Source organism: Microcoleus sp. Pol12B4 (assembly GCF_036701385.1).
GTDB lineage: Bacteria > Cyanobacteriota > Cyanobacteriia > Cyanobacteriales > Microcoleaceae > Microcoleus.
Genome location: NZ_JAUBQR010000088.1, coordinates 1 through 24,359, shown reverse-complemented (window position 1 = coordinate 24,359; position 24,359 = coordinate 1). Strand labels below are relative to the sequence as shown.

23 protein-coding genes are annotated in these 24,359 nt (G+C 46.0%); 10 read left to right on the top strand and 13 right to left on the bottom strand.

Annotated features, from left to right (window positions below; all coding sequences use genetic code 11):
- Positions 1-162: 162 nt before the first annotated feature.
- Positions 163-945: an ATP-binding cassette domain-containing protein gene (locus QUA38_RS14115; RefSeq protein ID WP_333162713.1), complete on the bottom strand. Its 783-nt coding sequence runs from the start codon at positions 943-945 to the stop codon at positions 163-165.
- Between the two features lie 164 nt (positions 946-1,109).
- Here QUA38_RS14115 and QUA38_RS14110 point away from each other — a divergent pair, with 164 nt between their 5' ends.
- Positions 1,110-2,510, top strand: a complete 1,401-nt coding sequence (locus QUA38_RS14110) for a gluconeogenesis factor YvcK family protein (protein ID WP_333162711.1) — start codon at positions 1,110-1,112, stop codon at positions 2,508-2,510.
- Positions 2,511-2,630: 120 nt separating this feature from the next.
- Positions 2,631-3,080, top strand: coding sequence for a tRNA (adenosine(37)-N6)-threonylcarbamoyltransferase complex ATPase subunit type 1 TsaE (gene tsaE / locus QUA38_RS14105; protein WP_333162709.1), 450 nt, complete (start codon positions 2,631-2,633; stop codon positions 3,078-3,080).
- Between the two features lie 97 nt (positions 3,081-3,177).
- Here tsaE and QUA38_RS29360 read toward each other — a convergent pair whose 3' ends face one another.
- From QUA38_RS29360 to QUA38_RS14090, 4 genes are read right to left on the bottom strand one after another with little or no spacing between them, the layout of a single operon-like run.
- Positions 3,178-3,318, bottom strand: a complete 141-nt coding sequence (locus QUA38_RS29360; protein WP_445305056.1) for a hypothetical protein — start codon at positions 3,316-3,318, stop codon at positions 3,178-3,180.
- A gap of 13 nt (positions 3,319-3,331) precedes the next feature.
- Entirely contained in the window at positions 3,332-3,481 is a 150-nt protein-coding gene (locus tag QUA38_RS29355) for a DUF5615 family PIN-like protein (RefSeq protein WP_445305055.1), read from the bottom strand.
- Positions 3,482-3,484: 3 nt separating this feature from the next.
- Complete coding sequence (locus QUA38_RS14095; RefSeq protein WP_333162715.1) at positions 3,485-3,811, bottom strand: DUF433 domain-containing protein; 327 nt, start codon at positions 3,809-3,811, stop codon at positions 3,485-3,487.
- Between the two features lie 60 nt (positions 3,812-3,871).
- A complete protein-coding gene (locus QUA38_RS14090) occupies positions 3,872-5,194 on the bottom strand; it encodes a dihydroorotase (RefSeq protein ID WP_333162707.1) in 1,323 nt (440 codons plus the stop codon).
- A gap of 89 nt (positions 5,195-5,283) precedes the next feature.
- On the opposite strand from QUA38_RS14090, the gene lepB reads away from it, so the two are divergent.
- On the top strand, positions 5,284-5,892 hold the full coding sequence (gene lepB, locus QUA38_RS14085; RefSeq protein WP_333162705.1) for a signal peptidase I: 609 nt from the start codon (positions 5,284-5,286) through the stop codon (positions 5,890-5,892).
- Between the two features lie 173 nt (positions 5,893-6,065).
- Here the strand turns inward: lepB and QUA38_RS14080 are convergent, their stop codons facing one another.
- Both QUA38_RS14080 and QUA38_RS14075 read right to left on the bottom strand, forming a co-directional pair.
- Positions 6,066-7,607 (bottom strand): peptide ligase PGM1-related protein, encoded by a 1,542-nt coding sequence (locus tag QUA38_RS14080; RefSeq protein ID WP_333162703.1) that lies wholly within the window; start codon positions 7,605-7,607, stop codon positions 6,066-6,068.
- A gap of 268 nt (positions 7,608-7,875) precedes the next feature.
- Positions 7,876-9,492 (bottom strand): glycosyltransferase family 39 protein, encoded by a 1,617-nt coding sequence (locus QUA38_RS14075; RefSeq protein ID WP_333162701.1) that lies wholly within the window; start codon positions 9,490-9,492, stop codon positions 7,876-7,878.
- Positions 9,493-9,809: 317 nt separating this feature from the next.
- Between QUA38_RS14075 and recA the strand changes: the two genes are divergently transcribed.
- Positions 9,810-10,949 carry a recombinase RecA gene (gene recA, locus QUA38_RS14070; RefSeq protein ID WP_333162699.1) on the top strand — a complete coding sequence of 380 codons (1,140 nt, stop codon included), beginning with the start codon at positions 9,810-9,812 and terminating at the stop codon, positions 10,947-10,949.
- Between the two features lie 174 nt (positions 10,950-11,123).
- On the opposite strand, the gene QUA38_RS14065 is transcribed toward recA, so the two are convergent.
- Positions 11,124-11,561, bottom strand: a complete 438-nt coding sequence (locus tag QUA38_RS14065; RefSeq protein ID WP_333162697.1) for a hypothetical protein — start codon at positions 11,559-11,561, stop codon at positions 11,124-11,126.
- A 305-nt stretch (positions 11,562-11,866) separates the two neighbouring features.
- Between QUA38_RS14065 and QUA38_RS14060 the strand changes: the two genes are divergently transcribed.
- Positions 11,867-13,351: a NarK family nitrate/nitrite MFS transporter gene (locus tag QUA38_RS14060; RefSeq protein ID WP_333162695.1), complete on the top strand. Its 1,485-nt coding sequence runs from the start codon at positions 11,867-11,869 to the stop codon at positions 13,349-13,351.
- A gap of 119 nt (positions 13,352-13,470) precedes the next feature.
- On the opposite strand, the gene QUA38_RS14055 is transcribed toward QUA38_RS14060, so the two are convergent.
- Entirely contained in the window at positions 13,471-14,193 is a 723-nt protein-coding gene (locus QUA38_RS14055) for a hypothetical protein (RefSeq protein ID WP_333162693.1), read from the bottom strand.
- 570 nt (positions 14,194-14,763) lie between these two features.
- Here QUA38_RS14055 and QUA38_RS14050 point away from each other — a divergent pair.
- Positions 14,764-15,237: a Coq4 family protein gene (locus tag QUA38_RS14050; protein ID WP_333099535.1), complete on the top strand. Its 474-nt coding sequence runs from the start codon at positions 14,764-14,766 to the stop codon at positions 15,235-15,237.
- A gap of 29 nt (positions 15,238-15,266) precedes the next feature.
- Complete coding sequence (locus QUA38_RS14045; protein WP_333036912.1) at positions 15,267-15,491, top strand: helix-turn-helix transcriptional regulator; 225 nt, start codon at positions 15,267-15,269, stop codon at positions 15,489-15,491.
- A 149-nt stretch (positions 15,492-15,640) separates the two neighbouring features.
- Here the strand turns inward: QUA38_RS14045 and QUA38_RS14040 are convergent, their stop codons facing one another.
- The 3 genes from QUA38_RS14040 to QUA38_RS14030 all read right to left on the bottom strand — a co-directional run bounded on the left by QUA38_RS14040 (position 15,641) and on the right by QUA38_RS14030 (position 18,605).
- Positions 15,641-16,537 carry an alpha/beta hydrolase gene (locus tag QUA38_RS14040; protein WP_333162691.1) on the bottom strand — a complete coding sequence of 299 codons (897 nt, stop codon included), beginning with the start codon at positions 16,535-16,537 and terminating at the stop codon, positions 15,641-15,643.
- Positions 16,538-16,754: 217 nt separating this feature from the next.
- A complete protein-coding gene (gene dacB, locus QUA38_RS14035) occupies positions 16,755-18,197 on the bottom strand; it encodes a D-alanyl-D-alanine carboxypeptidase/D-alanyl-D-alanine endopeptidase (RefSeq protein WP_445305057.1) in 1,443 nt (480 codons plus the stop codon).
- Positions 18,198-18,278: 81 nt separating this feature from the next.
- Positions 18,279-18,605, bottom strand: a complete 327-nt coding sequence (locus tag QUA38_RS14030; RefSeq protein WP_333162687.1) for a (2Fe-2S) ferredoxin domain-containing protein — start codon at positions 18,603-18,605, stop codon at positions 18,279-18,281.
- Between the two features lie 205 nt (positions 18,606-18,810).
- Here QUA38_RS14030 and QUA38_RS14025 point away from each other — a divergent pair, with 205 nt between their 5' ends.
- The 3 genes from QUA38_RS14025 (at position 18,811) to QUA38_RS14015 (ending at position 21,983) form a co-directional block, all read left to right on the top strand.
- Positions 18,811-19,311, top strand: a complete 501-nt coding sequence (locus tag QUA38_RS14025; RefSeq protein WP_333162685.1) for a CBS domain-containing protein — start codon at positions 18,811-18,813, stop codon at positions 19,309-19,311.
- Positions 19,312-19,510: 199 nt separating this feature from the next.
- The gene (gene nblB / locus QUA38_RS14020) at positions 19,511-20,185 is read left to right on the top strand and encodes a phycobilisome degradation protein NblB (protein WP_333162683.1); all 675 of its coding nucleotides are present in this window, start codon (positions 19,511-19,513) and stop codon (positions 20,183-20,185) included.
- Positions 20,186-20,696: 511 nt separating this feature from the next.
- On the top strand, positions 20,697-21,983 hold the full coding sequence (locus QUA38_RS14015) for a CAP domain-containing protein (protein ID WP_333162681.1): 1,287 nt from the start codon (positions 20,697-20,699) through the stop codon (positions 21,981-21,983).
- A gap of 224 nt (positions 21,984-22,207) precedes the next feature.
- Here the strand turns inward: QUA38_RS14015 and QUA38_RS14010 are convergent, their stop codons facing one another.
- Positions 22,208-23,929 carry a bifunctional diguanylate cyclase/phosphodiesterase gene (locus QUA38_RS14010; RefSeq protein WP_333162679.1) on the bottom strand — a complete coding sequence of 574 codons (1,722 nt, stop codon included), beginning with the start codon at positions 23,927-23,929 and terminating at the stop codon, positions 22,208-22,210.
- Between the last annotated feature and the right edge of the window lie 430 nt (positions 23,930-24,359).

Here is a 24,359-nt window from a genome sequence, read left to right as displayed (position 1 = left end):
TAATTTTAAATCACCCTAACCTTCCGTCAGTCCTATCCTATGGTACTCTCGCTGCTTAAAAACTGTCCGAAGTATTGACTAATGACTAATGACTAATAACTAATGACTAATAACTAATAACTAATGACTAATGACTAATGACTAATGACTAATAACTAATGACTATCCAAGCGCTTGAATAGGCCCAGTAACACTGCCGCTAAAAAATTGTCTGATCAGTAAATTATCTGTCGATGCAATGTCATTGACGGTTCCCTCCCACTGCACTTTGCCTTGATAAAGAAACACGATGCGATCGGCAGTGCGGCGGATGGTACTGTCTTGGTGAGTGACGATCGCATAAGTGCTGCAAACACCTTGGGCTGCCTGCAAGTCGCGGATTAAATCTTCAATTACCGTCGAAGCAATCGGATCTAAACCCGCCGTCGGTTCGTCGTACAGCAAAACCTCTGGATTATCCCTGTCATTATCAGGATTCGCCATGATAGCGCGGGCAAAACTTACCCGCTTCCTCATTCCCCCAGACAACTGCGCCGGATAGCGTTCGCCAATTCGCGGCAAACCCACCATCTCCAACTTTTCCTCAACCAATTCCCGAATGCGGCGGCGCGGCAGCTTAGAATGCTGGTAAAGTAAAAAACCGACATTCTCCTCCACCGTCAGCGAATCAAACAAAGCCGCTTGCTGAAAAACCATCCCAATTCCGATCGGATCTGCCACGTCGTCCACCCATCCGACCCTGCGCTGTCCCTGAACAAAAACCTCACCGGCATCCGGGGCCAACAAACCCGCAATTATCCGCAGAATCGTAGATTTCCCCGTCCCGGAAGGGCCAATAATTGCCAGGGCCTCTCCCCGATAAATCCTCAGATCGACTCGATCGAGGATCGGGTTCTGGCCGAAGGACTTACTTACCCCCTTGAGTTCGATTAGTGGCTCAGCCATAGGATGTTATCAATAAGTTATCAGTCCTCAGTCATCAGTCTACCTAATGACTCATGACTCATGACTAATCACTAATTACTTAAATTGACTGCCAGAATCAAAACTCTCTTGTATTGTAAATTTGTCAGCTCGAGCTGTTCCAATACCCTTAAGACTAATTAACCATGTCAATTAGTTCACTTCCTAAAGCCCTCCGCGTCTTGGCTAAAGCCAAGCAGGTTTTTGCCCAATCCAGAAATCCTTACCCCCCTTCTTTGCGGAACGGGCGAGTTCACCAGTGGTTTAAGTGGTTAGCCCCCGGACTGTTAGTGAAACGGTGGCTGCTGATTAGTGCTAGCGGCGTGGTACTTGCCACTTTGGGTTTAGCGATTTGGACTGGGATGACTCCCATTTTCTTCTTATTGCAATTGTTGAGAAATTTTTTGGCGTGGATTGCGGAAGTTGTTCCTAATTACGTGTCGGGGCCGATCATCATTGCTGGCGGGATTTTGTTAATTCTGTGGGGACAAACTCGCAGTTTGAACTCTATTACCCAAGTGCTGATGCCCGAAGGCAACGAGGAACTGGTCGATCGACTCCTCAACCACCGCCGCTTGCACCGCGGCCCAAAAATTGTGGCAATAGGGGGCGGTACGGGCCTTTCTAATTTGCTCAGGGGATTGAAGGATTACAGCGCAAAAATCACTGCTATTGTCACGGTGGCGGATGATGGCGGGTCTTCCGGGCGACTGCGGCGGGAAATTGGGGTATTGCCGCCGGGAGACATTCGCAATTGTTTGGCTGCTTTGGCAGATGAGGAAAAGTTATTGACTGAGTTATTTCAATATCGTTTCCGGGCTGGTGACGGTTTAATGGGTCACAGTTTTGGGAATTTGTTTTTGACGGCGATGAGCGATATTGCTGGAGATTTGGAACAGGCGATCGCGGCGAGTTCTAAAGTTTTAGCTGTGAGGGGAGAGGTGCTGCCGGCTACTCTGAGCGATGTTTCTTTGTGGGCCGAACTCGCTGATGGCCGCAGGATTGAGGGGGAGTCCAGCATTACAAAAGCTAACGGGAAAATCCTCAAAATAGGCTGTAATCCTGCTAATCCTCCGGCATTACCTAGGGCTGTGGAAGGTCTTCGGGAAGCGGATTTTATTATTATTGGGCCGGGGAGTCTTTATACGAGTGTCATTCCGAATTTGTTGGTACCGGAAATTGCTGATGCGATCGCCAACAGCGAAGTTCCGCGCATTTATGTTTGCAATATTATGACTCAGCCGGGGGAAACTGACGGATACAGTGTTGCAGACCACATTCGGGCGATCGACCGCGCTTGCGGCCGGCCGCTGTTCGATGCTGTAGTAGTTCAAGGAAAAGTCCCTTCTGCAAAGGCTTTGATCCGCTATTCTCAGGAGAATTCTTTTCCGGTTGTGCTCGATCGAGAAGCCGTGACGCAATTGGGGCGCCGAGTTGTCATCGCCAATGTCATGGATGAAGATGAAAATACGGGTTTAATTCGCCACAATTCTCAAAGGTTGGCGGGGATGTTGCTGCGTTGGTACGGCCGCGCCCAGAACATTTAAGCTGGTGATTGTTAACTGTTGACTGTTGACTGTTGACTAATATTATTGGTTATTGGTTATTAGCCACCGCCAGCGAGTAACAAATAACAAATAACAAATGACTAATGACTAATTATTAAAATGAAAACTTTGCTTCCCGATTCTGAGGCTACGCGCAAGTTTGGTGTTGCGTTAGGTCGATCGCTCCCCGCTGGCACTGTAATCTTATTACAAGGAGATTTAGGTGCTGGCAAAACTACCTTGGTTCAAGGTATCGCTGAAGGTTTAGGAATCTCGGACTCGATTGAGAGCCCTACTTTTACGCTGATTAACGAGTATTTTGGAGGACGAGTTCCACTGTATCATCTAGATTTGTATCGACTAGAACCCGAAGAAGTGGAGGCTTTGCACTTAGAAAGTTATTGGGACGGGTTAGAAATGGATTTGGGAATTGTGGCGATCGAATGGGCGGAAAGATTGCAGTACACACCAGAAAATTATTTGCAAATTTCTTTGAGTTATCTAGATAACGGGCGGCAACTTGAAGTAATTGGTAATGGCGAGTTATTGGATTGGCAATTACAGGGTTAAGAAATGGCGATTTCCTACCCTTCACCTAACCCCTGCGGGAAGATAGCTTCGCTCGCGCGTACTTACTGCGGACGGTTGACACGAATCAATTTGCCTCTCAAAGTTTCTTCACCAGCAATAGCATCATTGATGCTATTGCCAACATTTCTACATTCCGATTTTTGGTACAAACAATAATACCAGAGTGGTCTGGCTGTCGGTTGTGAAGTCCGATAAAATCAAACCGATTTAATGTCAAAACAGCTCTATCTTTAGCTTATAGCAAATGCTAGCACCTCTGGATCGGGAATCCCAAGTCCTGCTTTTCCTGCTTCCTGAACAGTCAGAATATTGTAACCAAAAGCCCGGAGCAATTGCACAACGGGCAAAGGAAATTGTTCGTCTGCATACAAATTAAGCATGACTCAAGCTTCCTCATTCTTGCAGATTGCTTCTTCGATTTCCTCCAGATGTGCATCAGCATAAGTCCAAACATTGACTAGATCGGCCGCGCTGAGATGGGGATAAAATTGTAGAAGTTCAGCATCGCTTGAACTTTCACGGCGAAAACTTTCAAGCAGCCAAACTGGGATGCGAGTTTTGGCAATGCAAGCATCCCCGCCACACACGTCGGGAGTTTTGGTAATTCCTGGCCAGCTATTGTTTAAACTTTGGGTTAAAAGCCGTATGGCTTCAGCTTTATCAGTCGGAGTTAAGGCCAGGAGTTGTGTTTCTAGTTCTTGGAGAAGCAGGGGTAAAATCGCCTTTGCGAGCGGGAATACCCAATTATAACACTTGACCTGAATAGAGGCTTATTCAGCGTCAAATGTCAAGGCTTTTCCCCTAAGCGTTGTATCCAATTTACCCTTCTCAAAAACAACTTTTCCTCCCACAACCGTGACCACAGGCCATCCAGTTAAATTCCAACCTTCAAAGGGACTCCAGCCGCACTTTGTTACCATTTCTTCTCGCACGACGGGTCGATAATTATCCAAATCTACTAATACTAAATCGGCATCAAAACCCGGAGCAATCGCCCCTTTGTTAGGAATCTTATAAGCCTTAGCAACGGCCGCCGACATCCAATTAGCAACTTGCGCCACTGTACATCTTCCCTCTACTGCTTGCGTCAGCATCAAAGGCAAAGAAGTTTCGACTCCCGGCATTCCAGACGGCGTATTCGGATAATCTTGAGCTTTTTCTGCTAATGTATGTGGCGCGTGGTCGGTGGCGATAAAATCGATTACTCCGTCGAGTAAAGCTTGCCAAAGTATTTCGTTATCGCGGGGTTCGCGCAAAGGCGGATTCATCTGAGCTAAACTGCCAATTTTTTGATAGGCGCTGGTATTTAACAACAAATGCTGCGGCGTAACTTCTGCTGTCACCCAGCTCGGTTTTTCCTGGCGCAAAAACTCAGCTTCATCCCCGGTTGAAAGGTGCAGAATGTGCAGACGCCGCTGATATTTCTTAGAAAGTTTTAATGCTAGCTGAGTTGCTAATAAAGCTGCTTGATTGTCTTGAATTTGCGAGTGCACGGCAACATCGGAAATCCCGGCAAATTCCTGACGCCTCTGATTGATTCTAGCTTGGTCTTCTGCGTGCACGGCAATCAGTCGATCGCCCTTGGCAAAAATCGCCTCTAAAGTTGCTTCTCCATCCACCAAAAGCTGCCCGTGCATCGAACCCATAAACACCTTAATTCCCGGAGTCGGAGTCGCATTCAACAAATCCGGCAAATTCTCGGGCGTTGCACCAATAAAAAAGCCGTAATTAACCAAACACTTCTCGGCAGCGCGACTTAGTTTATCATCTAAGGCAGCTTGAGTTGTGGTCAGAGGTCGCGTATTCGGCATTTCCAGAAACGATGTCACGCCGCCTTTAGCGCAAGCACAGCTAGCGGTAAATAAGTCTTCCTTGTGTTCTAAACCCGGTTCCCGGAAGTGTACCTGGGGATCAATTACTCCGGGTAACAGAGTTAAGCCTTTCGCATCTATTTCTCGATCGCCCGATTCGACAATTTCAGCAGCAACCTTTACAATTTGGCCATCGCAAATTTGCACATCTCCTACCAAAAACTCACCATTGGGCAAAAGAATGCGAGCGCGACGGATTAACAAACTTGATTTGGGAGTCATAAGATATCATTAATTGAGTAAACAGCGTGCTAGCATGGAAGCATTATTAAGTTTATAATTCGTATCCAGCTCAGTCACTACAATACCCTATGACTCGTCTAGACAAGTCAGCCGACGAAAAACCTCCGCAAGACACCGAAAATCCTTGGATCGAAGGAATTAAGACGATCGGCCTAGCAGCATTTTTAGCCTTTGGTATCCGCACCCTGGTTGCCGAAGCACGCTACATCCCCACCGGCTCGATGCTCCCAACCTTACAAATTAACGATCGATTAATTATAGATAAGGTAAGCTATCGATTCCAAGAGCCCCAGCGAGGAGATATTATCGTATTTATGCCTCCTGACCCGGCTAGTTTGTGCACGGGACAGCCGCCACCGATCAAAGATGCCTATATCAAGCGAGTGATCGGACTTCCAGGGGACAGTGTGGAAGTCAAAGACGGAAAAGTTTTTATTAACAAGCAGCCGCTACAGGAAAAATATATTGAAGAAATTCCGCAGTATCCCTACGGACCTGTAGTTGTAGCTCCAAATTCTTACTTGGTACTCGGCGACAACCGCAACGCAAGCTGTGACAGTCATTACTGGGGCTTTGTACCCAAGCAAAATATCATCGGTAGGGCAATTGTGCGTTTTTGGCCACTCAACCGCACAGGTTCGATCGACCCCACGCCCCTTTATCCCGCTAAAAATTAGCTCTAACGGAAGGAAGAAGGCAAATTCAATAAGAGCAAGGGTTTCGGTGATTAAGAACATCCTAATCGTCTTGTCGGTTGCTATACAAAACGCGAGGGATATTAGATCCCCGACTTCTTCAAGAAGCCGGGGACCTAAGCTGACTGACTGGATCAAATCTCAAATCTCAAATCTCAAATCTCAAATCTCAAATTGCCTGACGTTTCGCGATCGAGCACTTTCACAACTTTGTTATACATCTCCTCAGCTTCTTGCTGCGAATTGCCGATACTCGTCAATCCCAATTTGCCAAACTCCGACAAACAACCCATTAAATGAAACACACTGCCCGTCTCTGTACCGCTGTCAAAGTGCAGTTGATTGTCAGCAATAATATCCATCAAATCGTTCGGTAATAATCCCCGATAGCGCTCTTTTTTCAAATTGTCCGAAGCGACATAATATTTCGGACGGCCCTGCTGGCTGTAAAATAATCCGGTAGTACGATCGTACCGACCGTTTGTTAACAGCTTCAAAGCCATAAACGGATGAGTTGTGCCTCCTTTTCGTAAGTTAATTTCTATTGCTTGAATATCCCATTTCCCATCGCATTGCTTTACAGCAAGAAAATCTACTCCAAATCTCTCTAAAGCGCCTTTTTTAGCTAAGTTTTGCCCAACTTTCCATCCCAATTCTTGCAACCCCAGCCGGTAAGATTCGTCCGCCGGAAATCGGCAACCCAAGAAAATTTGGCCGTCTGGACCTCCTAAAATCTGGTCGTGAGTGGAGAGGATTTCTACTTCGCCGCTGGGAATAATTCGGCCTTGAACACTGGGCGAGAACTTTTCTTCTCCTTCGATAAATGCTTCGGCAATTGCCCCTAATTCGGGAATGCGGCTGCTAAAATTTTCCCAGGTTTCGCCTGTGGATTGAAAGCGCAAATTATGGAAGCAATCCCCAATTGCCTTCGCTCTTTCTTGAGGCGCTTTACTTGCCAGAGAACGCAGATCTAGAAGTGCATTTCCTTCCCCCGAAAAACCTTCATTTAACTTAATTACCATCCGCTGCAAATCCGGCTGCCGTTCCCACAATTGAGCGGCAGCTTCTGCTAAATCTTCCGCATTCCAAACCAACTCGGAACCGTCAGGATAAGGCACGCCACATTCTTGGAAAATTTGCCTGCTGCCGCTTTTTGTTCCCCAATATAGCAGATCGGGATCGCTGGCCCACAAAGGAATCCCCAATTTAACAGATAACTCGCGTTCTAAGGGCGTCGAGTTATAACAAACCATATAAGATTTTGTCGGGCGCACTGCTTGACGAATGCGCTCCATCAAGCGGGGGCGCTCTAAAATTTTCTGGGTGAGGGATTTGGCAGAAGCATCGTAAGCACTAAAGAGCAAAAGCCGATCGCGCGCGTGAGAAAATGGAATTCCCGGCAACAATTGCAGGTAATAATCTACAATCATCGGGTGCAAGGGTTCCGAGGTAATGTAAATTAAGCGCGTGCGGGGATTTCGGAGGCGAATAAATGAAAATAAATGTCGCTCTTCGTAGTGGTAAGCACCCTCAATTTTCCGCATTTCTTGCTGATCTAAGCTGACAGAAGGAATGATAATAATGTCACAATCTCCGCTGTCGAATTCTTCTATCGCTCGCCAACGTTCGCGTAATTCTGTCTGAAGATTGCGAAACTTCTGCGCCGATTCGGAAGATGAATTATTTAACTCTTGCATTGCGTTTTATCCTAAGTATTCAAATAATTATTGCTGATGATGTAGGGTGTGTCAGCCCCAATAGTTGAGACAACTAAAACAGTTTTTTCTGACCCCGCCCAAAAACCGATACTGTGCCACCTACTCCTGTCGTGAATCTCCCAAAATTTTAGACCAAAGTTTAATCACCCAGATTCATCTGTGGAATAAATCTAAAATTTAAAATCTAAAATCTAAAATCGACTGACGTACCCTACCGGGGAGGAGCTTCGATTTCTGTCAATCTGCTCTAAGAAGCTCGCCGCGCTCGAAAAAGTCTGGCATACTGCAAAATTGGCTCTAAGCGGCGTTGATTTTGCTTGAGTGCCGCTCGCAATTTTTCCGAAGGGCGGAACACCAGGGGAGCCGAATATTTGTTCAGCATTTCCATATCTGGCGACTGGCTCAGCAGCATCAGCCTCACGTCTTTGTCAAGCAAATAACTCAGAGACAGCAAATCTCCCATGTTAGTAAAATCGTTGCCGCGATCGCTAATTACAATTGTATCTTTAATCGACCGATTAGCTATCGCCTCTTTGTTAATAATTTTCGCAACTTCAGCATTAAAATAGCTCAAGTCTTTGCTCCACCAAGTATCAGAAAAAGCGCTAACTGTACAAGAGGCTACACTTGCTGTAAATACCAAGGCTAAAATGACTTGCCAAAACCGCTGCTGAGTTTTCACGTTACTGGCGAGCAAGTAAGCAACTGCTAGCTGCACTCCGGGAAAGCAGGAAATCAGATAGCGGCTGACGGCGGAACGTTTGCCACCTAGGATTAGATCCGGTAATGCCAGTATCAAAAACGGTACCAAAATTGATGTTACAATAAACAGCCAAGTTGAATTGCTTGTGCGGCGGCAGATTGTGTAAAGGGCTGCAGCCATTAACAGCAAAAATGGCAATCTCAATAGATAAGTCCAAATATTATCAAACCCGAAGTCGAAGTCAAAAAATAAGGCTGTAAAGCTGAGTGTCCACAATTTGACAAGATACAGCCAACCCGGAGATACTCGCGTCCAATCTGTCGTAGAGGAGGCACGTTCCAGGTTGGTCGCCAGCACGTAAATCCAGGGGATATACAATATTAAAGCTGCTGTTACTGCTAAGAAAAATTGGGAATTAGTTACGTGACCTGGCAATTTTGTTTTTTTGACAAAGAACCAGTAAGAAATTATAAAAACTCCGTGTCCAATGAGTGTTAAACTGAAGAAAGGGTGAGTGTAGAAACCAAGCGCGATCGCCAGCGAGTATAATACCCAATTTTGCCAACCCCGCAACCGCACTGCTCTCAGCAGCAGCCAACTGCTGCCAATAACTGTGGCTGTCAGCAAACTGTACTGCCTTGCTGTCTGAGCAAACAAGATGTCAAAGGGAGATAAAGCCAAAAGTGCTGTCGCTAATAACGCAGCCAAATTCGAGGCGAAAAGTTCCTGAGCTAAAGCGTACATCAAAGGCAGCGACAGCAAACTCAATATTGCTGGCAAACTGCGAGATGCTGTGAGAGAACTGCCAAATTGCTGCATCCACCAACGAGCCACGAGAAAGTATAAAGGCGGATGCTGCGGGTCTTCTAGTGCTAAAGAACGAATTGTGTCTGCTTCTGTACTTCCGGGTTTAATCCTCTGATATTTTTGCAATTCGGGTGCGGGAACAATGCGGTTTTGGAATAGTTCGTCGTCGATTTCTTGGCGGGTGAAACCAGCGGCGCGGATTGATGTGTAAGCTTCGTCGTGCCAGTACAGTTTGCGATCGATCTCAAAAAACCGAAATCCGATACCAAGTAAAATGCCCATCGCCAATAAGTTCATCAGCCAGCGGGAATTTTTGGTATTAACAGATGTGTCTTGATGTGTTGTAGATCCCATGCTTGTCCTAATTGTGGCGATTCCCTCCGGGATAGCTACGCTTCACGGAATTTGGAACTGTAGACCATCTTAAACCTCACTCCGAGAGCGATCGATACCCCGTACAGCCCCCAACAGACGATCATTCTACCCTCTGCCGGATGCCGAATACCTCTACATCAGTGCCTTGTGAAAGCTGGCTCAGGCTCAACCACCTCGAAAATCAAGAATCTTCAACCAGATCCTTCCAGAACCTCCAGACCCCAAAAATAACTGCTAACATACGTGTTGTACAGTTAATCAACAAGCTCCGCAAGGGGGCTACCCGCATACCGCAAATGGCAAAAAAAGAAACGTCTATAAAAACTTCCACTGAAAACTCAGAAAAGCAAAAAGCTTTAAGTTCCGTACTCTCCCAAATCGAGCGCAGCTTTGGCAAAGGGGCGATCGTCCGATTGGGAGACTCCACTCGCATGAGGGTAGAAACCATTCCCACCGGAGCTCTGACACTGGACATTGCTTTGGGCGGCGGTTTGCCAAAAGGCCGAGTCATTGAAATTTACGGCCCGGAAAGTTCCGGTAAAACGACTCTAGCCCTCCACGCGATCGCCGAAGTCCAAAAATCCGGCGGTATCGCAGCCTTCGTCGATGCCGAACACGCCCTCGATCCCACCTACGCCTCAGCTTTAGGCGTCGATATTGAAAATCTATTAGTTTCCCAGCCGGATACCGGCGAAATGGGCCTAGAAATTGTCGATCAACTCGTGCGTTCCGTCGCCGTCGATATCGTAGTAATTGACTCCGTAGCCGCCCTCGTCCCCCGCGCCGAAATCGAAGGCGACATGGGCGACTCTCACATGGGTTTGCAAGCGCGCTTGATGAGTCAAGCTTTGCGGAAAATCACCGGTAATATCGGCAAATCCGGCTGTACCGTCATCTTCCTCAACCAATTGCGGCAGAAAATCGGCGTAACTTACGGCAACCCCGAAACCACAACTGGCGGTAACGCCCTTAAATTCTACGCCAGCGTGCGGCTCGATATCCGCCGGATTCAAACCTTGAAAAAAGGCACAGAAGAGTACGGCAACCGCACGAAAGTTAAAGTTGCTAAAAATAAAGTTGCTCCGCCTTTCCGCATTGCCGAATTTGACATTGTATTTGGCAAAGGCATTTCTACTTTAGGCTGTCTGACTGACTTGGCCGACGAAATGGGAGTAATTATCAAAAAAGGTTCTTGGTATAGCTATAACGGCGAGAACATAGCTCAAGGACGAGACAAAGTGATCCAACACATGGAGAAAAATGCCGACTTCAAAAATGAAATTGAGCAGCTAGTTAAAAAGAAACTTGAGACGGGTGCTGTGGTTTCTGCTAATTCTGTTGCCCCTGTTGACAATGAGGATGAGGATGCAGAAGATCTAGACAATGTAGAAGATCTAGACAATGTAGAAGATGTAGAGGATTTGGAAGAAATCTAAATCTTTTAGTCAATAAATCCGATAGCTGTTAGAGCCCCGACTTTTTAAAGAAGTCGGGGCTCTGTTTATTCTGTTTTTATAAGATGTAGGGGTAAAGCATTTGAGAGAATACAAATAACCCCGACTTCTTCGACGAAGCCGGGGTTCTAAAATAAGAGTATTTCACCACGTTGTTTAATGTTGAGGAGTTTGGTGAAAGGAAATCTCTAAAACTTCTATCTGCTGGTTGAGAGCAGCAGAGCGCTTCTGAGCATATTTGTCGTGCAGAAAAATAGTTAAGCCTACACCCACTGGCAACACAAAATAGATAAATCCCAGCAACATCTGAGCAATTTCTTCTTGCGCTGCGGCATCGATTTGAGGCACAGCATTAGGTTGACTTGTCGTGCTGTTGACTGGCTGCTGATTGGATTGCTCGATCGCCTGTGCTTTTACTTGCGGTTGAGCTTCCTGGGCGATCGCCCCAGAAGCAGTTCCCAAGCATCCAGCCATTGCTACACATACTGTCAGGAAACTAAAAACTCTTGATTTAACCTTTAATCCGTTGTTCATGGCACTGATTGAGTGGCGATCGCCTTGCTGGGTTTCTGTTTCGGTTAAGCGTACAAGCATTTTTACTTACCTGTTTTTATAATAAATTTTATTTCTGTATTCAAATATACATTTTTTTGATTTTTAACGCAATAAGTATTTATTACTAAATTTAGACTTAAATGCAATAGCCGCATCAATTCGATGCGCTAACTGGCGTTTTGAGGATAAATAGTAACTTTGTATACAATTTTTCCTCTGGACATCCACTTGAATTGGAACGCAACGGATAAAAGCGCGAAAGTAAATAAACCGTGACCCCAAACAGTTAGAAAGTCAACTCGAAATTAATAATCTGTATTATTTATTAGGACAAGTTGTTATATATGCTTCAAGGGCTTTTATCGTTCAGAGGACCTTTTCGGATTCTGAACCTAAGTTGGTTTGCTTTTTTCTTAACTTTCGTAGTGTGGTTCAACTACGCACCCTTCAGCACAACGGTGCAGCACGATTTGGGACTGACAGTTGGGCAAGCCAGAATCATCAGTCTGTCCAACCTAGCTTTCGCAATTCCTGCACGTATTATTATCGGGATGTTGCTCGATCGCTTCGGGCCTCGCATCACCTTCTCTTCACTCCTGGTGTATGCAGCATTTCCGACTCTGGCATTCGCCTTTGCCCAAAACTTTAATCAGTTGGTTTTGAGCCGTTTGGCAATGGGAATTGTCGGCGCTGGATTCGTGGTTGGCATTCGCTTAGTTGCCGAATGGTTTCCCCCAAAAGATATCGGCTTCGCTCAAGGTATCTATGGAGGATGGGGCAACTTTGGCTCTTTTGCCGCAGAAGCAGCGTTACCGGCGATCGCGGCAGGAACAGCTTTTCTCTCAGTCGGACACACAAATTGGCGGCTGGCGATCGCCCTTACTGGGATTGCCACAGCAGTTTTCGGAGTCATTTTTTACTGCAACGTTCAAGACACTCCTCCCGGCAAAGTCTATCAGCGCCCGGCCCGCAACGGCGCAATGGAAGTCACCAGCGCTAAAAGCTTTTGGGCACTGTCGATGACCAATATTCCTCTATTTGGTGCCTTAGCTCTGATTGTGTGGCGGTTGCAGAAAGCAAATTTTCTGACTGCAAATGTGATGTACGCTATTTGGATTAGTTTGACAGCACTGTATTTAATTCAGGCTTACAAAGCCTGGGAAGTTAACCGAGAAGTTGTCACCGGTCAAAAACATTACCCACCTCAAGAACGCTATAAAATCAGCCAAGTATTCGTATTAGAATTAGCTTATGCAGTCAGCTTTGGTTCAGAGCTCGCTGTGGTTTCCATGTTACCGGAATTTTTTGAACACACCTTCAATATAAATCATGCGATCGCCGGGCCCCTAGCTGCTACCTATCCGCTGATGAACTTGGTCAGCCGTCCAGCGGGAGGCTTAATTTCTGATAAAATCGGCAGCCGCAAGTGGACGCTGACAGTCATGACGGGCGGAGTGGGATTGGGGTATTTAATTATGAGCCAAATTAGCACCAACTGGCATTTAGCAATTGTAATTATCATGACCATGTTATGTGCCTTCTTTGTCTTCGCCGCAGCAGGTGCAACTTTTGGCATCGCCTCCTTAATTAAACGAGAAGTAACTGGTCAAATTGCCGGCAATATCGGTGCTTACGGCAGTGTCGGATCTGTAATTTATGCGACTATTTATAGCTTTCTGCCCCAAACAGTGGCAGGCAACCGCAGCTTCTTTGAGCTACTCGGAATTGCTGCTGTAATTGTGTGCTTCCTTTGTGTTTTTATCCTAAAGGAACCAAAGGTTATTGAAAGCCAAGATTTGGCAGAAGAAGCTATGCTGCTGGGTCACTAAATCGCAAATCAAGTTTTAATTATAACAACTTAAAACAAGAGAACACCCCGCAGCATGACTTCTTTATTTAAGAAGTAAGGCTTTGAGATAAGCAGCAGCTTATTTATTACTTTTGTCACTTACTGCGGCATAGAAACGGGCTGAATGTATTGAGAATTAGCGCGCACATAACAGCCTTGTCTTGTCAGCAACCAGGGTTGACCGTTCGCCATCGTAATAGCATTTGCTCCTCTGAGTTCAGCAGCAACTGTATCTTTATCCGCCCGGTAAACTTGTTGAATTGCTCCGTTTGCGGTCTTGCGGCAGTTGAGTTGTCCATCTCGCGAGGTGACACGCCAAGCAGGCCAAGTTACAAAACCATTTGTTTGACTCGACCAAGTATTAGCATTGCTAGAAGTATAGTCGCCACTTGCATTAGGACGCGGTAAAGCTTCGACTAAATTTACTTTAAATGTCTGGCCAATAGAAGGACAATTTTCTCCTGCTTTCACCTTCCAAGTAACTTCGGCTCCCAATTGGCTGCTTCTTCCAACTTGACGCCTGACAATGGCAATATCTCCAGAACAAACAATTTTTCTGCCAGGGCCGGTCGCACTGTCTTTGAAAGTCCCATTGTAATAATAAGAGCCTGCTGCTCCTTCGGAACGGGTAATTTGAATATTGCCCAAAAATTCCCGATTGCCTACTTTGGTCAAGTAAAAACTGCTGCGATTGTTCCCTTTTTCTGACAGGTTTAAAGTAGTTTTACCGTTGGGATTAACATAAGTGGTAGCGCTAGCAGCACCGCCGCACCAAATTAAGGACATAACTCCTGCATAAAACCAAATATTCAGTCGTTTCATGGCAATACTTTTTAAGAATTTATACAATTTATACTTTATTATAGCTAGCAGCCAAATACTTCACCAGTCGCTCAAATGAGTGACACTAATTTGAGCGACAGCGCACTCGTCTGGCCCTGCGTGCGGACTATCCCCGGCATCAACTCTGCATAACTTCACCTTGCTTCAGCTCCCTTCCGTTCTCTTCACTTGTATGTACCTGCATCACTGGCCTTGCAAGCTTCAACTTCTGACTCATTGCAGGTTCCAATAATTAGCAGCAGAATAAATTTATATACGTAAGTAAAGGAGTTCAAATCACCGCTAGATACTGTGGATTTTACGGCTACTTCCGGGTGGGTCAAGTTGCCGCAAGTAACACTAGCCAGATTTGGGAAACTGGCAGATTTCACCTCTGAGCCTGTTTGTAAAGAAATGTAAAAGCTCCTGAAAGCCAATTACTGTGACAGAAAGTAAGCTTTCTAAGTTGAGTCGGTAAAAAAAGTCGTCTTGATTCAGCGCAAAAATGAAATTGACAAACACAAATTAATTTGCTCGAAACTTAAATCATTGTTGAAGGGATAATAAATTATGGCTGACGGTCAATTAGGAGTTATATTAAAGATGGCTCAAACAATTAATCCTCAAATTGAGAGCGATCGACACTTTGAAATAGACTTGGCAAAATTGCGCCAACTGCCAACAGGAACATTAGGGTGCGAAGTGGCGCGATTTCTAGACGAACAAGGCTTTGAGCCGATCGCATCGGGAGACTGGATTCAGCGAAACCACGACGTTTGGCACGTGCTGACCGGTCTTTCAGCTTCAACAGAAGATGAATTGGTACTTCAAGCGTTTACTCGCGCTCAAGTATTTCGTCCTTCTTGTGCGATTTTAGTGTTAGTTGGACTGATCGGCGGCAAATGCGCCATCGGACAAATTATCAAAGGCTTAAAACACGGAAAATTAGCCACTCGGTTAATTAATTGGGACGTTGCATCTGATTGGGAAACTCCTTTATCTGAAGTTCGAGAAAAACTCGGAATTCTACCCTTAATTGATTAGATTTTAACTCGTTACCTCATTGCAAAAGTATGCAAAGCAAAAGTTACAAACCGGAAATTAGCCTGAGTCCACGGGAAAGAGCGATCGCACAATTAGTAGCCCAAGGGCTGCCCAACAAATGTATTGCCAAAAATTTAAATATCAGTCACTGGACGGTTGCTACTTACGTGAGGCGGATTTTTATCAAACTCGGTGTTTGTTCCAGAACAGCGATGATTGCACTGCTGATCCAAGAAAATTTGCTCTGGGACTAATAAATAAGTAGGGTGCGTCACCTAGCTTGAATTCTCTGGTAATCCAGAAACTCTAGGCACGACGCACCCTAAAAAAAATCTATCCCTAGACAGATTAAAACCCGGTTTAGCTGTAAAACCGGGTTTTAATTTGCAATGTTTAAAACCTTCTATGCCAAAGCCACAGAACGAGAAGAATTTCTCAGAAAACTCAGCAATTCTCGATTCACCGTTTGCGGCGCTTCCTGCTGAATCCAGTGACCGCAGTGAGGAACTAATTTCAACTTAAACGGAGCAGTAATTAATCTGTCTAAACCTTCTACAAGTTTGTGGCTCAAAAACGCATCTTCTTCTCCCCAAAGCACCAAAGTAGGCACTGTCACAGGTTCTAATTTCTGCCCCAAATTCCAAAGCCTCTGCGGGTGAAACATCTGGCGGTAATAATTGATAGCGGCAGCTAATACTCCCGGCTTTTCTAAAGCAGTCTGATAAATCTTAGTTTCCTCCGCACTAAAAGATCCTTTGCGAACAGCTTGTCCTTGGAAAACATTGTGCACAAAATCTTTCAAGTTTTGCCGGATCAACCATTCCGGAATGCCGGGAACCTGAAACGCCAAAACGTACCAACTGCGGCGGATTTGATCTAAATTGCTCGCCATTTCCTGCACGAATCGCTGCGGGTGCGGAGCGTTTAAAATTGCCAAGCGGTTGAGTTGTTCGGGGAATTTTTGAGCTAAGTGCCACGCAATCGCCCCTCCCCAATCATGACCTACAACGTGAGCTTTTGTATAACCGAGGCTCGCAATCAAACCGCGAATATCCGCACTCAGCGTATCTAAATCATAACCGCTTTCCGGCTTGTCGGAATCGTTGTAGCCCCGCAAATCCGGCACCACAACCTTAAAATGACGCGCTAAAGCAGGAATTTGATGACGCCAAGAGTACCAAAACTCTGGAAACCCATGCAGGAGGAGAACGAGATCGCCTTCTCCTTGAGAAACGCAGTGCAGGCGGATGTTATTGGTTTCGACAAAAATGTGTTGCTGTTCGGAATCGAAAGAATTCATAGTTGGAAAGTTAGACTTATTTTCGGGAAGTACAGAACCCGCCGACTGGTAGCAGGCTAAAACGGCCCAATGCTGTTAATTTTTCTACTTTTATTGTAGCTGCTTTTCGATCCCCGTGGCTGCAATCTAATGAAACTTAAAACTTGTAGGGTGGTTGGGTGTCCGGTTTTTTAGGCGTAATTACTGAACGCACGTTTTTTACCTTAAATGTACTGTTTTAACAGCGGCGCAGGCGATTCAATAATAGCACAATTTCGTCCGTTGCCGATCGCATTTTTGCAGTCGATATGTCAGATTGATTGACGATAATGCTAAACACCAGCGGCTCGTAATTCGGAACTTCTATATATCCCGACAGCGCCGAAACTCCGGTCATAGTTCCTGTTTTTGCTTGCAAATTTACGCGGTTTGGTGTAGTATTAAAGCGATTTTTCAAAGTACCGCTCTCGCCAGCGATCGGCAGTGACTGGCGGTAAATCGATGCAGCAGGTGAATTGGCCATAAATCTCAAAGTTTGCACCAAGGCTTCTGGGCTAATTAAATTGTGGCGGGAAAGTCCCGAACCGTCGGCTAATATGTAGCTGTTTGGATTTACTCCTAATTGAGTTAAAGCGGTTTTTAACTCTTTCAAACCCATTTCACCTGTATCCTCTTGCTGCTGGGGCATCTTGTCTGTAACTTTTCCCAACAATCTCAATAAAACTTCTGCATAGAGATTGTTGCTTTCGCGATTAGTTTCTCTCACCAATTCCGCCAGCGGCGGCGATTCAACCGTCGCTAATTCTTGATTTAAATTGCCCGAAGCCGAGGCAACTAAAGCCTGTTTAACAGGAATTCCCTCAGTCGCCAGGGCTTGTTGAAAATACTGCAAAAAATTATTAGCGGGGTTGACAACTGCCACATAAGCTGATTCAGGTTCGCCACCAACTTTCAACTGTCCGCTCACTCGAATTATAGGTCGATCGAACTCCCTGCCAACATCAATAAACTCAGATTCGCTTTGGGCGACTGTTACTGAATTGTTCTGAAGTTGCCACTGATTTGCCAGCTTTGGTTCGGCAAAAGTAACTTTCAGAGGTTGCCCGATTGCCTGTGGGGACAAGAGAAGGTCGATCGCGTTTTGATTGAAAATTAAACTGTTAATCGGCGCTCCGTAGCCAGCTTGCGCGTCTTCCCATTCCCAATTCGGATTAACTGCACTGCCTTGAAAATAGCTGTCATCGCCAATCAACTGGTTAACTTGACTGATTCCCCGCTGCTTCAACTGCTGCGCCAAAGATTTCAACTGAGCCTCAGCAATGCTCGGATCTCCCCTGCCTGCAACGTACAAACTTCCATTTTCGCCACTGTAAACCGATGTCTTAATCCTAAAATCTGCACCTAGTTTCTGCAAAGCAGCGGCTGTAGTTAGCAGCTTGGCATTTGATGCTGGAATAAAATATTTTTGGGCGTCGCGGCTGTAGAGAGTAGTAGTAGAAGATAGAGGTTGAATCAAAATGCCCCAGCGGGCTCGGCTAAATTCGGGACGATTGGCGATCGCATCTACTTGTGCCCCCAATTCCCCAGGACAAATATCCCCAGCAACCGCCGACGTTTGAGCCACAACCGCCGACGGACGCCCCAGCACCAGCACTAATAAACTAAGCGCAATTCCTTGGATTTTCAAAGTGGCAGTTCCTTAACGATAACTATTAAAATTAGATGCGCCAGAGCTTGGAAGTTTCACCGAATCAAGTCAATATTAATAATAATAACGCGCATGAATTCTCGGATTGAAAAGCGCTTCTAGAGGTTTTCCCTCTTTGAAGTGTTCTTCCACAATTAACGGTACATCACTCGGTTTAACTCGACAATACCAAATTTCGTCCGGGGTAACTCGTACAGTCGGGCCAGTGGTGCACTGTCCCTGACAACTACAGGCCTCCACTTTCACCCCGGCAACTTGTTGAGCTTCAAAAGCAGCTAGCACTGCTGCTGAACCATTTTTCAGGCAAGATAGATACTGGCAAACCAATACACAGCGCGCTTCTGGTTGGGAGTCTGGTTCTCGGGCTGGAGATTCTGGCATTGGTAAGGATTTATCCGCTCTTTAATATATCTTAACAATATTGTCAGGTCGATCGCCCGCTGGAGGGAGGCAAACGGCAGAATTTTATAGTGCGATCGAAAAAAATAGCAAAATTCTGGCATTCAAACTTTTTCCTTTCTTCTACCTTCTAACGAATCCCTTCAGCAGAGCTGCCTTTCTTCAGTCTGTGTCACGCTTTCCCTATATGATCGATTTAGAGCAACAACTCAATCAACCGCTAATCATGCCAAAAACAGTAGCCGATGTAATGAGCCGCGAGCCGATTTTGGCGCGACCCGAAATGCCCTTGAACGAAGCGATTAAAATTTTAGCCGATCGACGCATTAGCGGTCTTCCCGTCGTAGATGAGAATGACTTGTTGGTAGGAGTCATCTCCGAAACCGACTTGATGTGGCGGGAAACCGGCGTAACTCCGCCCGCTTACATTATGGTGCTCGACAGCGTGATTTACTTAGAAAATCCATCTCGTTACGAGCGAGATCTGCACAAGGCTTTAGGACAAACAGTAGGAGAAGCCATGAGTAAAGAACCAGTTACCATCGGGCCCGACAAATCTGTCCAAGAAGCTGCCAAACTGATGCACGATCGCAGCATCCACCGATTGCCAGTGGTCGATACTGCGGGCAAAGTAATCGGCATCCTCACTAGGGGAGATATTATTCGCTCAATGGCTGCCGAATCTTAAATTAATTGTTGCAGTTCCAGGACTGTATCAGAAAACCAGTCGATCGCTCTGTCAATCTCGCTGACTTTTTGCAATTAACAATTACCGAGGTTGACGACAAGGAAGTCAGGAATACACGCAAAGCTATTTTTTTTCTTCCTTCTTCTTCCCTCTTCCTTCTTCCGAATTACCAATTACCAATTATCAAATTTAAAATCGAATGAGCATTACCCCTGAGTCTGTCGAACAATTGCTGAATTCCGAGGATTTTGGCGAAAGACTGCGAGCAGTCAACCAACTGCGCCAACTAGAACCCGCGATCGCCTATAAACTGATTCAAATTGCGATCGGCGATAAAAACGTCCGGGTTCGCTACGCAGCAGTCAGCCAATTATCAACCCTCGGCACGCAGAATCTGCCGAACGCTTTAGAGGTACTGCGAAACAGCCTGAACAACGACCCCGAACCCGACGTGCAAGCAGCAGCCGCCGATGCTTTGGGCGCATTGAAATTAACCGATGCTTTAGAAGATTTGCAGCAAGTTTATAGCAATACCTCTGAATGGCTGGTGCAACTGAGCATCGTCGCGGCTTTGGGAGAAATGGGAGATCCGAAAGCCTTTCCGATGTTAGAAAATGCCCTGAATTCTGAAAACGAATTGATCCAAACCATTGCGATCAGCGCATTAGGTGAATTGGGAGATAAACGGGCGCTGCCGCTGCTGCTTCCCTACGCTTCCAATGCAGATTGGCAGATCCGTTACAGAGTCGCCCAAGCTTTGGGGCGGTTGGGCGGTGCAGAAGCACAGACAGCTTTGGAAATTCTCGCCAAAGATGAGGTTGAGCAAGTTGCTCAGGAGGCTAAAGTCGGACAAGAAAATAGTTTGAAATCTTGAGATTGCTTTTGTGATCCCGAACAACCCTGCGCGGTTGTGAATTTTGAATTAATTTAGAATTTTTTGTGAGGATTCTACTAAAAACTTAGCTTGCGATCGCACACATAATTCAGAAACCCGGTTTCTTCCTATATTGCTCGTTTTTGTCTGCAAAACTCGTAGAAACCGGGTTTCTAGCCAGCCAGCGGGCTGGGTGGAAGGTGCAAACCTTACTAATCAGGAAAAATCTAAAATCTAAAATCTAAAATCTAAAATTGTATTGATGTCAATGGCGATCGCAAATTCCTTTTAAACTCTCCTTAAAGTCGATCGCACTTTTCCCTTTCCCAACCAAAGCCGGGCTCTTGACATCCGCACTTTGACAACAGCTATAATCAAAATAGATAAAGCAGCAGCAGGGACGAAGACAATTATTGAATTGTACCCAGCCAGCTAGCGATCGGGGAAACTATCGTTAAGACGGTAAGCCATCTACCAGCCAAACCCAGTCTTAAAACTCTCGATCATCCCCATGCTTGAACAACTACAAAATTCAGGTTCTCAGTCATTGGACATTTTAACAGGAGAGCGATCGGTCTCTCAAGTCGCACCAACTCCAATTAATCAAAACTTTATTTATAGAGTTTTAGAACTTACGAACCTAGAACGAACTAAATTAGGTTTTTTCCCGCTAAACTTAAATACTCAGTTACTAAATGCGGCGGAAAATCACAGCCAAAATATGGCACTGCAAGACTTCTTTTCGCATACCGGAAAAGATGGTTCGTCATTAGGAAGTCGGATTTCTGCAACGGGCTATCAATTCTCAGCGGCAGCAGAAAACATTGCTGCCGGATCTTCTACACCCGAACAAGTTGTATCATCTTGGATGAACAGCAGCGGCCACCGCGCTAACATTCTTAACCCTAATCTCAAAGAAATTGGCATCGGTTACTATTTCTTAGCTGACGATACTGGCACAGAAAATTGGAATCACTATTGGACGCAAGTTTTTGCGACTTCTCTTGACGGTAGTGTCAATCCCGCACCGGCACCGACACCCACACCAACTCCCACACCAACTCCCAACACATCGGTATCGATTACTTCGCCCATACCCAATGCTATAGGGGACGGCAGCCCGACGACAGCACCCAAAAATACAGCCAGCGGCGGCAATTATTTCCTATCAGATAGTGCCGATAGTCAAATACCGACAAGTGCTGCGGGATTGCCAATTTTTGCCCTTTCCGGCAAAGACAATATCACCGGGGGAGAAGGTGTTGATAGCATTAATGGAATGCAAGGTGCGGATACAATTAATGGCGCAGGCGGCAATGACAGTTTATCGGGCGGCAAAGAGTCGGATTCAATTGATGGCGGTGTTGGCAATGATTTTATCAGCGGCAATAACGATAACGATCGACTAATCGGATCTGAGGGTAACAATACTATCCGTGGTGGCAAAGAAGATGATGTCTTGGTTGGCGGTAACAGCGACGATTTGTTGGCGGGCGATCGCGGGCAAGATATGCTGACGGGCGGCGGCGGAAATGATACGTTTATTTTAGCAGGAGGTTTGTCTGCTTCGGCTACTTTAATTGGTGCGGATGTGATTGCCGATTTTGCGATCGGGGATAATATTGGTTTGACTGACGGTATGGGATTTGCCAACTTGACTTTTGAAGCTGTGAGTTTGCAGTTGGATGCAGGTGCAAGCATCGCTTCTACGGCGATTAAGTCGGGCAGTAATTATTTGGGAATCGTGCAGGGTGTAAGTCTAAGTCAGCTTACATCTTCTGTTTTTGTCAACGCCTAAAAAACAGCATACCCAGATTCCCGACTTCTTGGAGAAGTCAGGAATCTAAAAACGAGAGCGCTTTACGTTTAACTTTGAGAGCATAATCGGGGTGGCTGTTTGGAGAGATTGGTTGTTATACAATCATGGACGGAAAAACACGGGGGAACGATCGCCGTCAACTCAACCGCAGGCATGGGTACTGAGTTTACAATCGCACTCCCAGTGAAAGCCAATGGTGCAGCTTAAAAGTGGGTGGCAAGAGCGATAGATGCTGCATCAGACTGAAACGACTCATTTAGCAGTTTGGTGATTGTATCAGCGTTAGCAGGGCGACTGAAGTAAAACCCTTGACCTTCATGGCAGCCTCGCGCTTGCAGGTAGTCACGCTGCTCCTTGGTTTCAATGCCTTCTGCGGTGATCGTTAACCGCAGACTTTTTGCCAAAGCAATGATGGCATCAGTAACGGTGGCGCTGTCCGGGTTAGACAGTACATCTTTGACAAAGGATCGATCGATCTTGAGCATATTAACCGGAAACCGTTGCAGGTAGTTGAGGGAAGAATAACCTGTGCCAAAGTCGTCTAGGGCGAGGGACACGCCAAGTTCTCGCAGTTGCGTTAAGATTTTGACCGATCGATCGATGTCAGTCATCAAGGCAGTTTCAGTCACTTCCAGTTCTAAATACGCAGCTTCGAGTTCCGTCTGGGCCAAAATTTGGCGAACCATCTCAACCAGATTCCCCTGCTCAAATTGTCGAGCCGACAGATTCACCGAAATCCGCAGCGATGGCAGCCCAGCCAGTTGCCAGCTACGGGTTTGAGCGCAAGCCGTTCGCAAGATCCATTCACCAATGGGCACGATCTCGCCATTGGCTTCGGCGATCGGAATAAATTTTACCGGAGGGACCAAACCCTCTGTAGAATGCTGCCAGCGAACCAGCGCCTCCGTTCCTGTCACCTGTCCGCTGTGCAGGTCGATCAGCGGTTGATAGTAAACCAGTAGTTCGTTACGCTCCAGCGCTCCGCGCAGGCTATTTTCTAGGGCCAGTCGCTCCTGTAAGTGAACGTTCATTTCGGGTGAATAAAACTGATAGTGACTCCGCCCTTGCTGCTTTGCCTGATGAAGTGCGAAGTCGGCTTGCTGAAGAAGTTTCTCTACAGAATTCGTATTTTCTAGATGGTTCAATGTAATGCCAAGACTGGCGGAGATGTGGATCGGGTTGCCATTGATAGAGAAAGGTTTGGTCAGCGTACTCAGCAGCAGTTGGGATAGCTTGACCACACTCTCCAGCGAGGGGAGTTCGCTGCGAGCGATCGCAAACTCACCGTCGCCCAAACGCGCCAAGACATCTGACCGATCCATGCACTGTACCACCCGTTGGGAAATGGCTCTAATTAGTAAGTCGCATATCCCAGGCTCCAACGCATGGCGCATCCCTGTGAAATCATCGATACCCAATACCAGCACTGCGACCAAGGGTGACTGATTTTGAGATCGGGTTTGATTCAGGCGATCGCAGAATAAGTCACGATTTGGCAATCCAGTCAGTTCATCGTAGTGGGTAATGTAATCAATCAATTCATCTAGTTTGTAAAGCGTTTGTGAGGAATTTGCCATCAGCGTACCGACTTCATCAGCAAACTCTGTGGGTAAGTTAGGCAATGTTCTTGTATCGAGGTAGTTTTGTAGAGCCTCCGAGGTTAAGATTACCGGAACCAGGAGGTAGCGTAGCGTAGAAAGCGTTGCTGCCGTACCCGCTAATGTCGCCAGCAAAGCAATCAGTAGAACCCGGACTGATGTCTCTACAGAGTAAGCGTTTGACGTAAGAAACCAGACCATTAAGGTTAGCAAAGGAACGTGCGTGCCTAAAAATGCAACCACCATAATTTTGGCAGTGTAGCTTTTCTTCAGCCAGGGGAGATTCGCCAAGGATGAGTATAGGTTAAGGTTAGGCTTTGGTTGCATAGGACTCCGTTTTAAATTTCAAAGTGGGTAGAGTATCCAGCAGTCTGGTACTAGGTGCGTTGGCTTCAGAAACGGCTTTTTTAACTAAGGAGCGATCGCCTTAGATTTGACCGATATTTTACAAATAGATCGACAATACCGAGCCGCGCTCGCTTGTCTGATAAAATATCCAAGCGAGGGCCAAACAAAAAATATATATACTGACCCTAATCGCCTTTCTCAAAAACGTGTGTGATCCGCGCCACAATTCACCGAATTTGACTTTTTTGAAAGCTGCAAATTAGATCGACCTTCAGCTTTTAGTCTGCTACTGATAACTAATGACTAATGACTAATGACTAAATTACTAAAAGCTGGAGTTTAGACTAAGAAAAGCTGGCTCAGTTAGAAACTGAGGCATAAAAAATTCATTGGGCAGCCAAATATATGT

Coding starts and splice junctions, on each gene's coding strand:
- QUA38_RS14115 (WP_333162713.1), bottom strand. CDS start 945: ATGGCTGAGCCACTAATCGAACTCAAGGGGGTAAGTAAGTCCTTCGGC.
- QUA38_RS14110 (WP_333162711.1), top strand. CDS start 1,110: ATGTCAATTAGTTCACTTCCTAAAGCCCTCCGCGTCTTGGCTAAAGCC.
- tsaE (WP_333162709.1), top strand. CDS start 2,631: ATGAAAACTTTGCTTCCCGATTCTGAGGCTACGCGCAAGTTTGGTGTT.
- QUA38_RS29355 (WP_445305055.1), bottom strand. CDS start 3,481: ATGCTTAATTTGTATGCAGACGAACAATTTCCTTTGCCCGTTGTGCAA.
- QUA38_RS14090 (WP_333162707.1), bottom strand. CDS start 5,194: ATGACTCCCAAATCAAGTTTGTTAATCCGTCGCGCTCGCATTCTTTTG.
- lepB (WP_333162705.1), top strand. CDS start 5,284: ATGACTCGTCTAGACAAGTCAGCCGACGAAAAACCTCCGCAAGACACC.
- QUA38_RS14080 (WP_333162703.1), bottom strand. CDS start 7,607: ATGCAAGAGTTAAATAATTCATCTTCCGAATCGGCGCAGAAGTTTCGC.
- QUA38_RS14075 (WP_333162701.1), bottom strand. CDS start 9,492: ATGGGATCTACAACACATCAAGACACATCTGTTAATACCAAAAATTCC.
- recA (WP_333162699.1), top strand. CDS start 9,810: ATGGCAAAAAAAGAAACGTCTATAAAAACTTCCACTGAAAACTCAGAA.
- QUA38_RS14065 (WP_333162697.1), bottom strand. CDS start 11,561: ATGCTTGTACGCTTAACCGAAACAGAAACCCAGCAAGGCGATCGCCAC.
- QUA38_RS14060 (WP_333162695.1), top strand. CDS start 11,867: ATGCTTCAAGGGCTTTTATCGTTCAGAGGACCTTTTCGGATTCTGAAC.
- QUA38_RS14055 (WP_333162693.1), bottom strand. CDS start 14,193: ATGAAACGACTGAATATTTGGTTTTATGCAGGAGTTATGTCCTTAATT.
- QUA38_RS14050 (WP_333099535.1), top strand. CDS start 14,764: ATGGCTGACGGTCAATTAGGAGTTATATTAAAGATGGCTCAAACAATT.
- QUA38_RS14045 (WP_333036912.1), top strand. CDS start 15,267: ATGCAAAGCAAAAGTTACAAACCGGAAATTAGCCTGAGTCCACGGGAA.
- QUA38_RS14040 (WP_333162691.1), bottom strand. CDS start 16,537: ATGAATTCTTTCGATTCCGAACAGCAACACATTTTTGTCGAAACCAAT.
- QUA38_RS14030 (WP_333162687.1), bottom strand. CDS start 18,605: ATGCCAGAATCTCCAGCCCGAGAACCAGACTCCCAACCAGAAGCGCGC.
- QUA38_RS14025 (WP_333162685.1), top strand. CDS start 18,811: ATGATCGATTTAGAGCAACAACTCAATCAACCGCTAATCATGCCAAAA.
- nblB (WP_333162683.1), top strand. CDS start 19,511: ATGAGCATTACCCCTGAGTCTGTCGAACAATTGCTGAATTCCGAGGAT.
- QUA38_RS14015 (WP_333162681.1), top strand. CDS start 20,697: ATGCTTGAACAACTACAAAATTCAGGTTCTCAGTCATTGGACATTTTA.
- QUA38_RS14010 (WP_333162679.1), bottom strand. CDS start 23,929: ATGCAACCAAAGCCTAACCTTAACCTATACTCATCCTTGGCGAATCTC.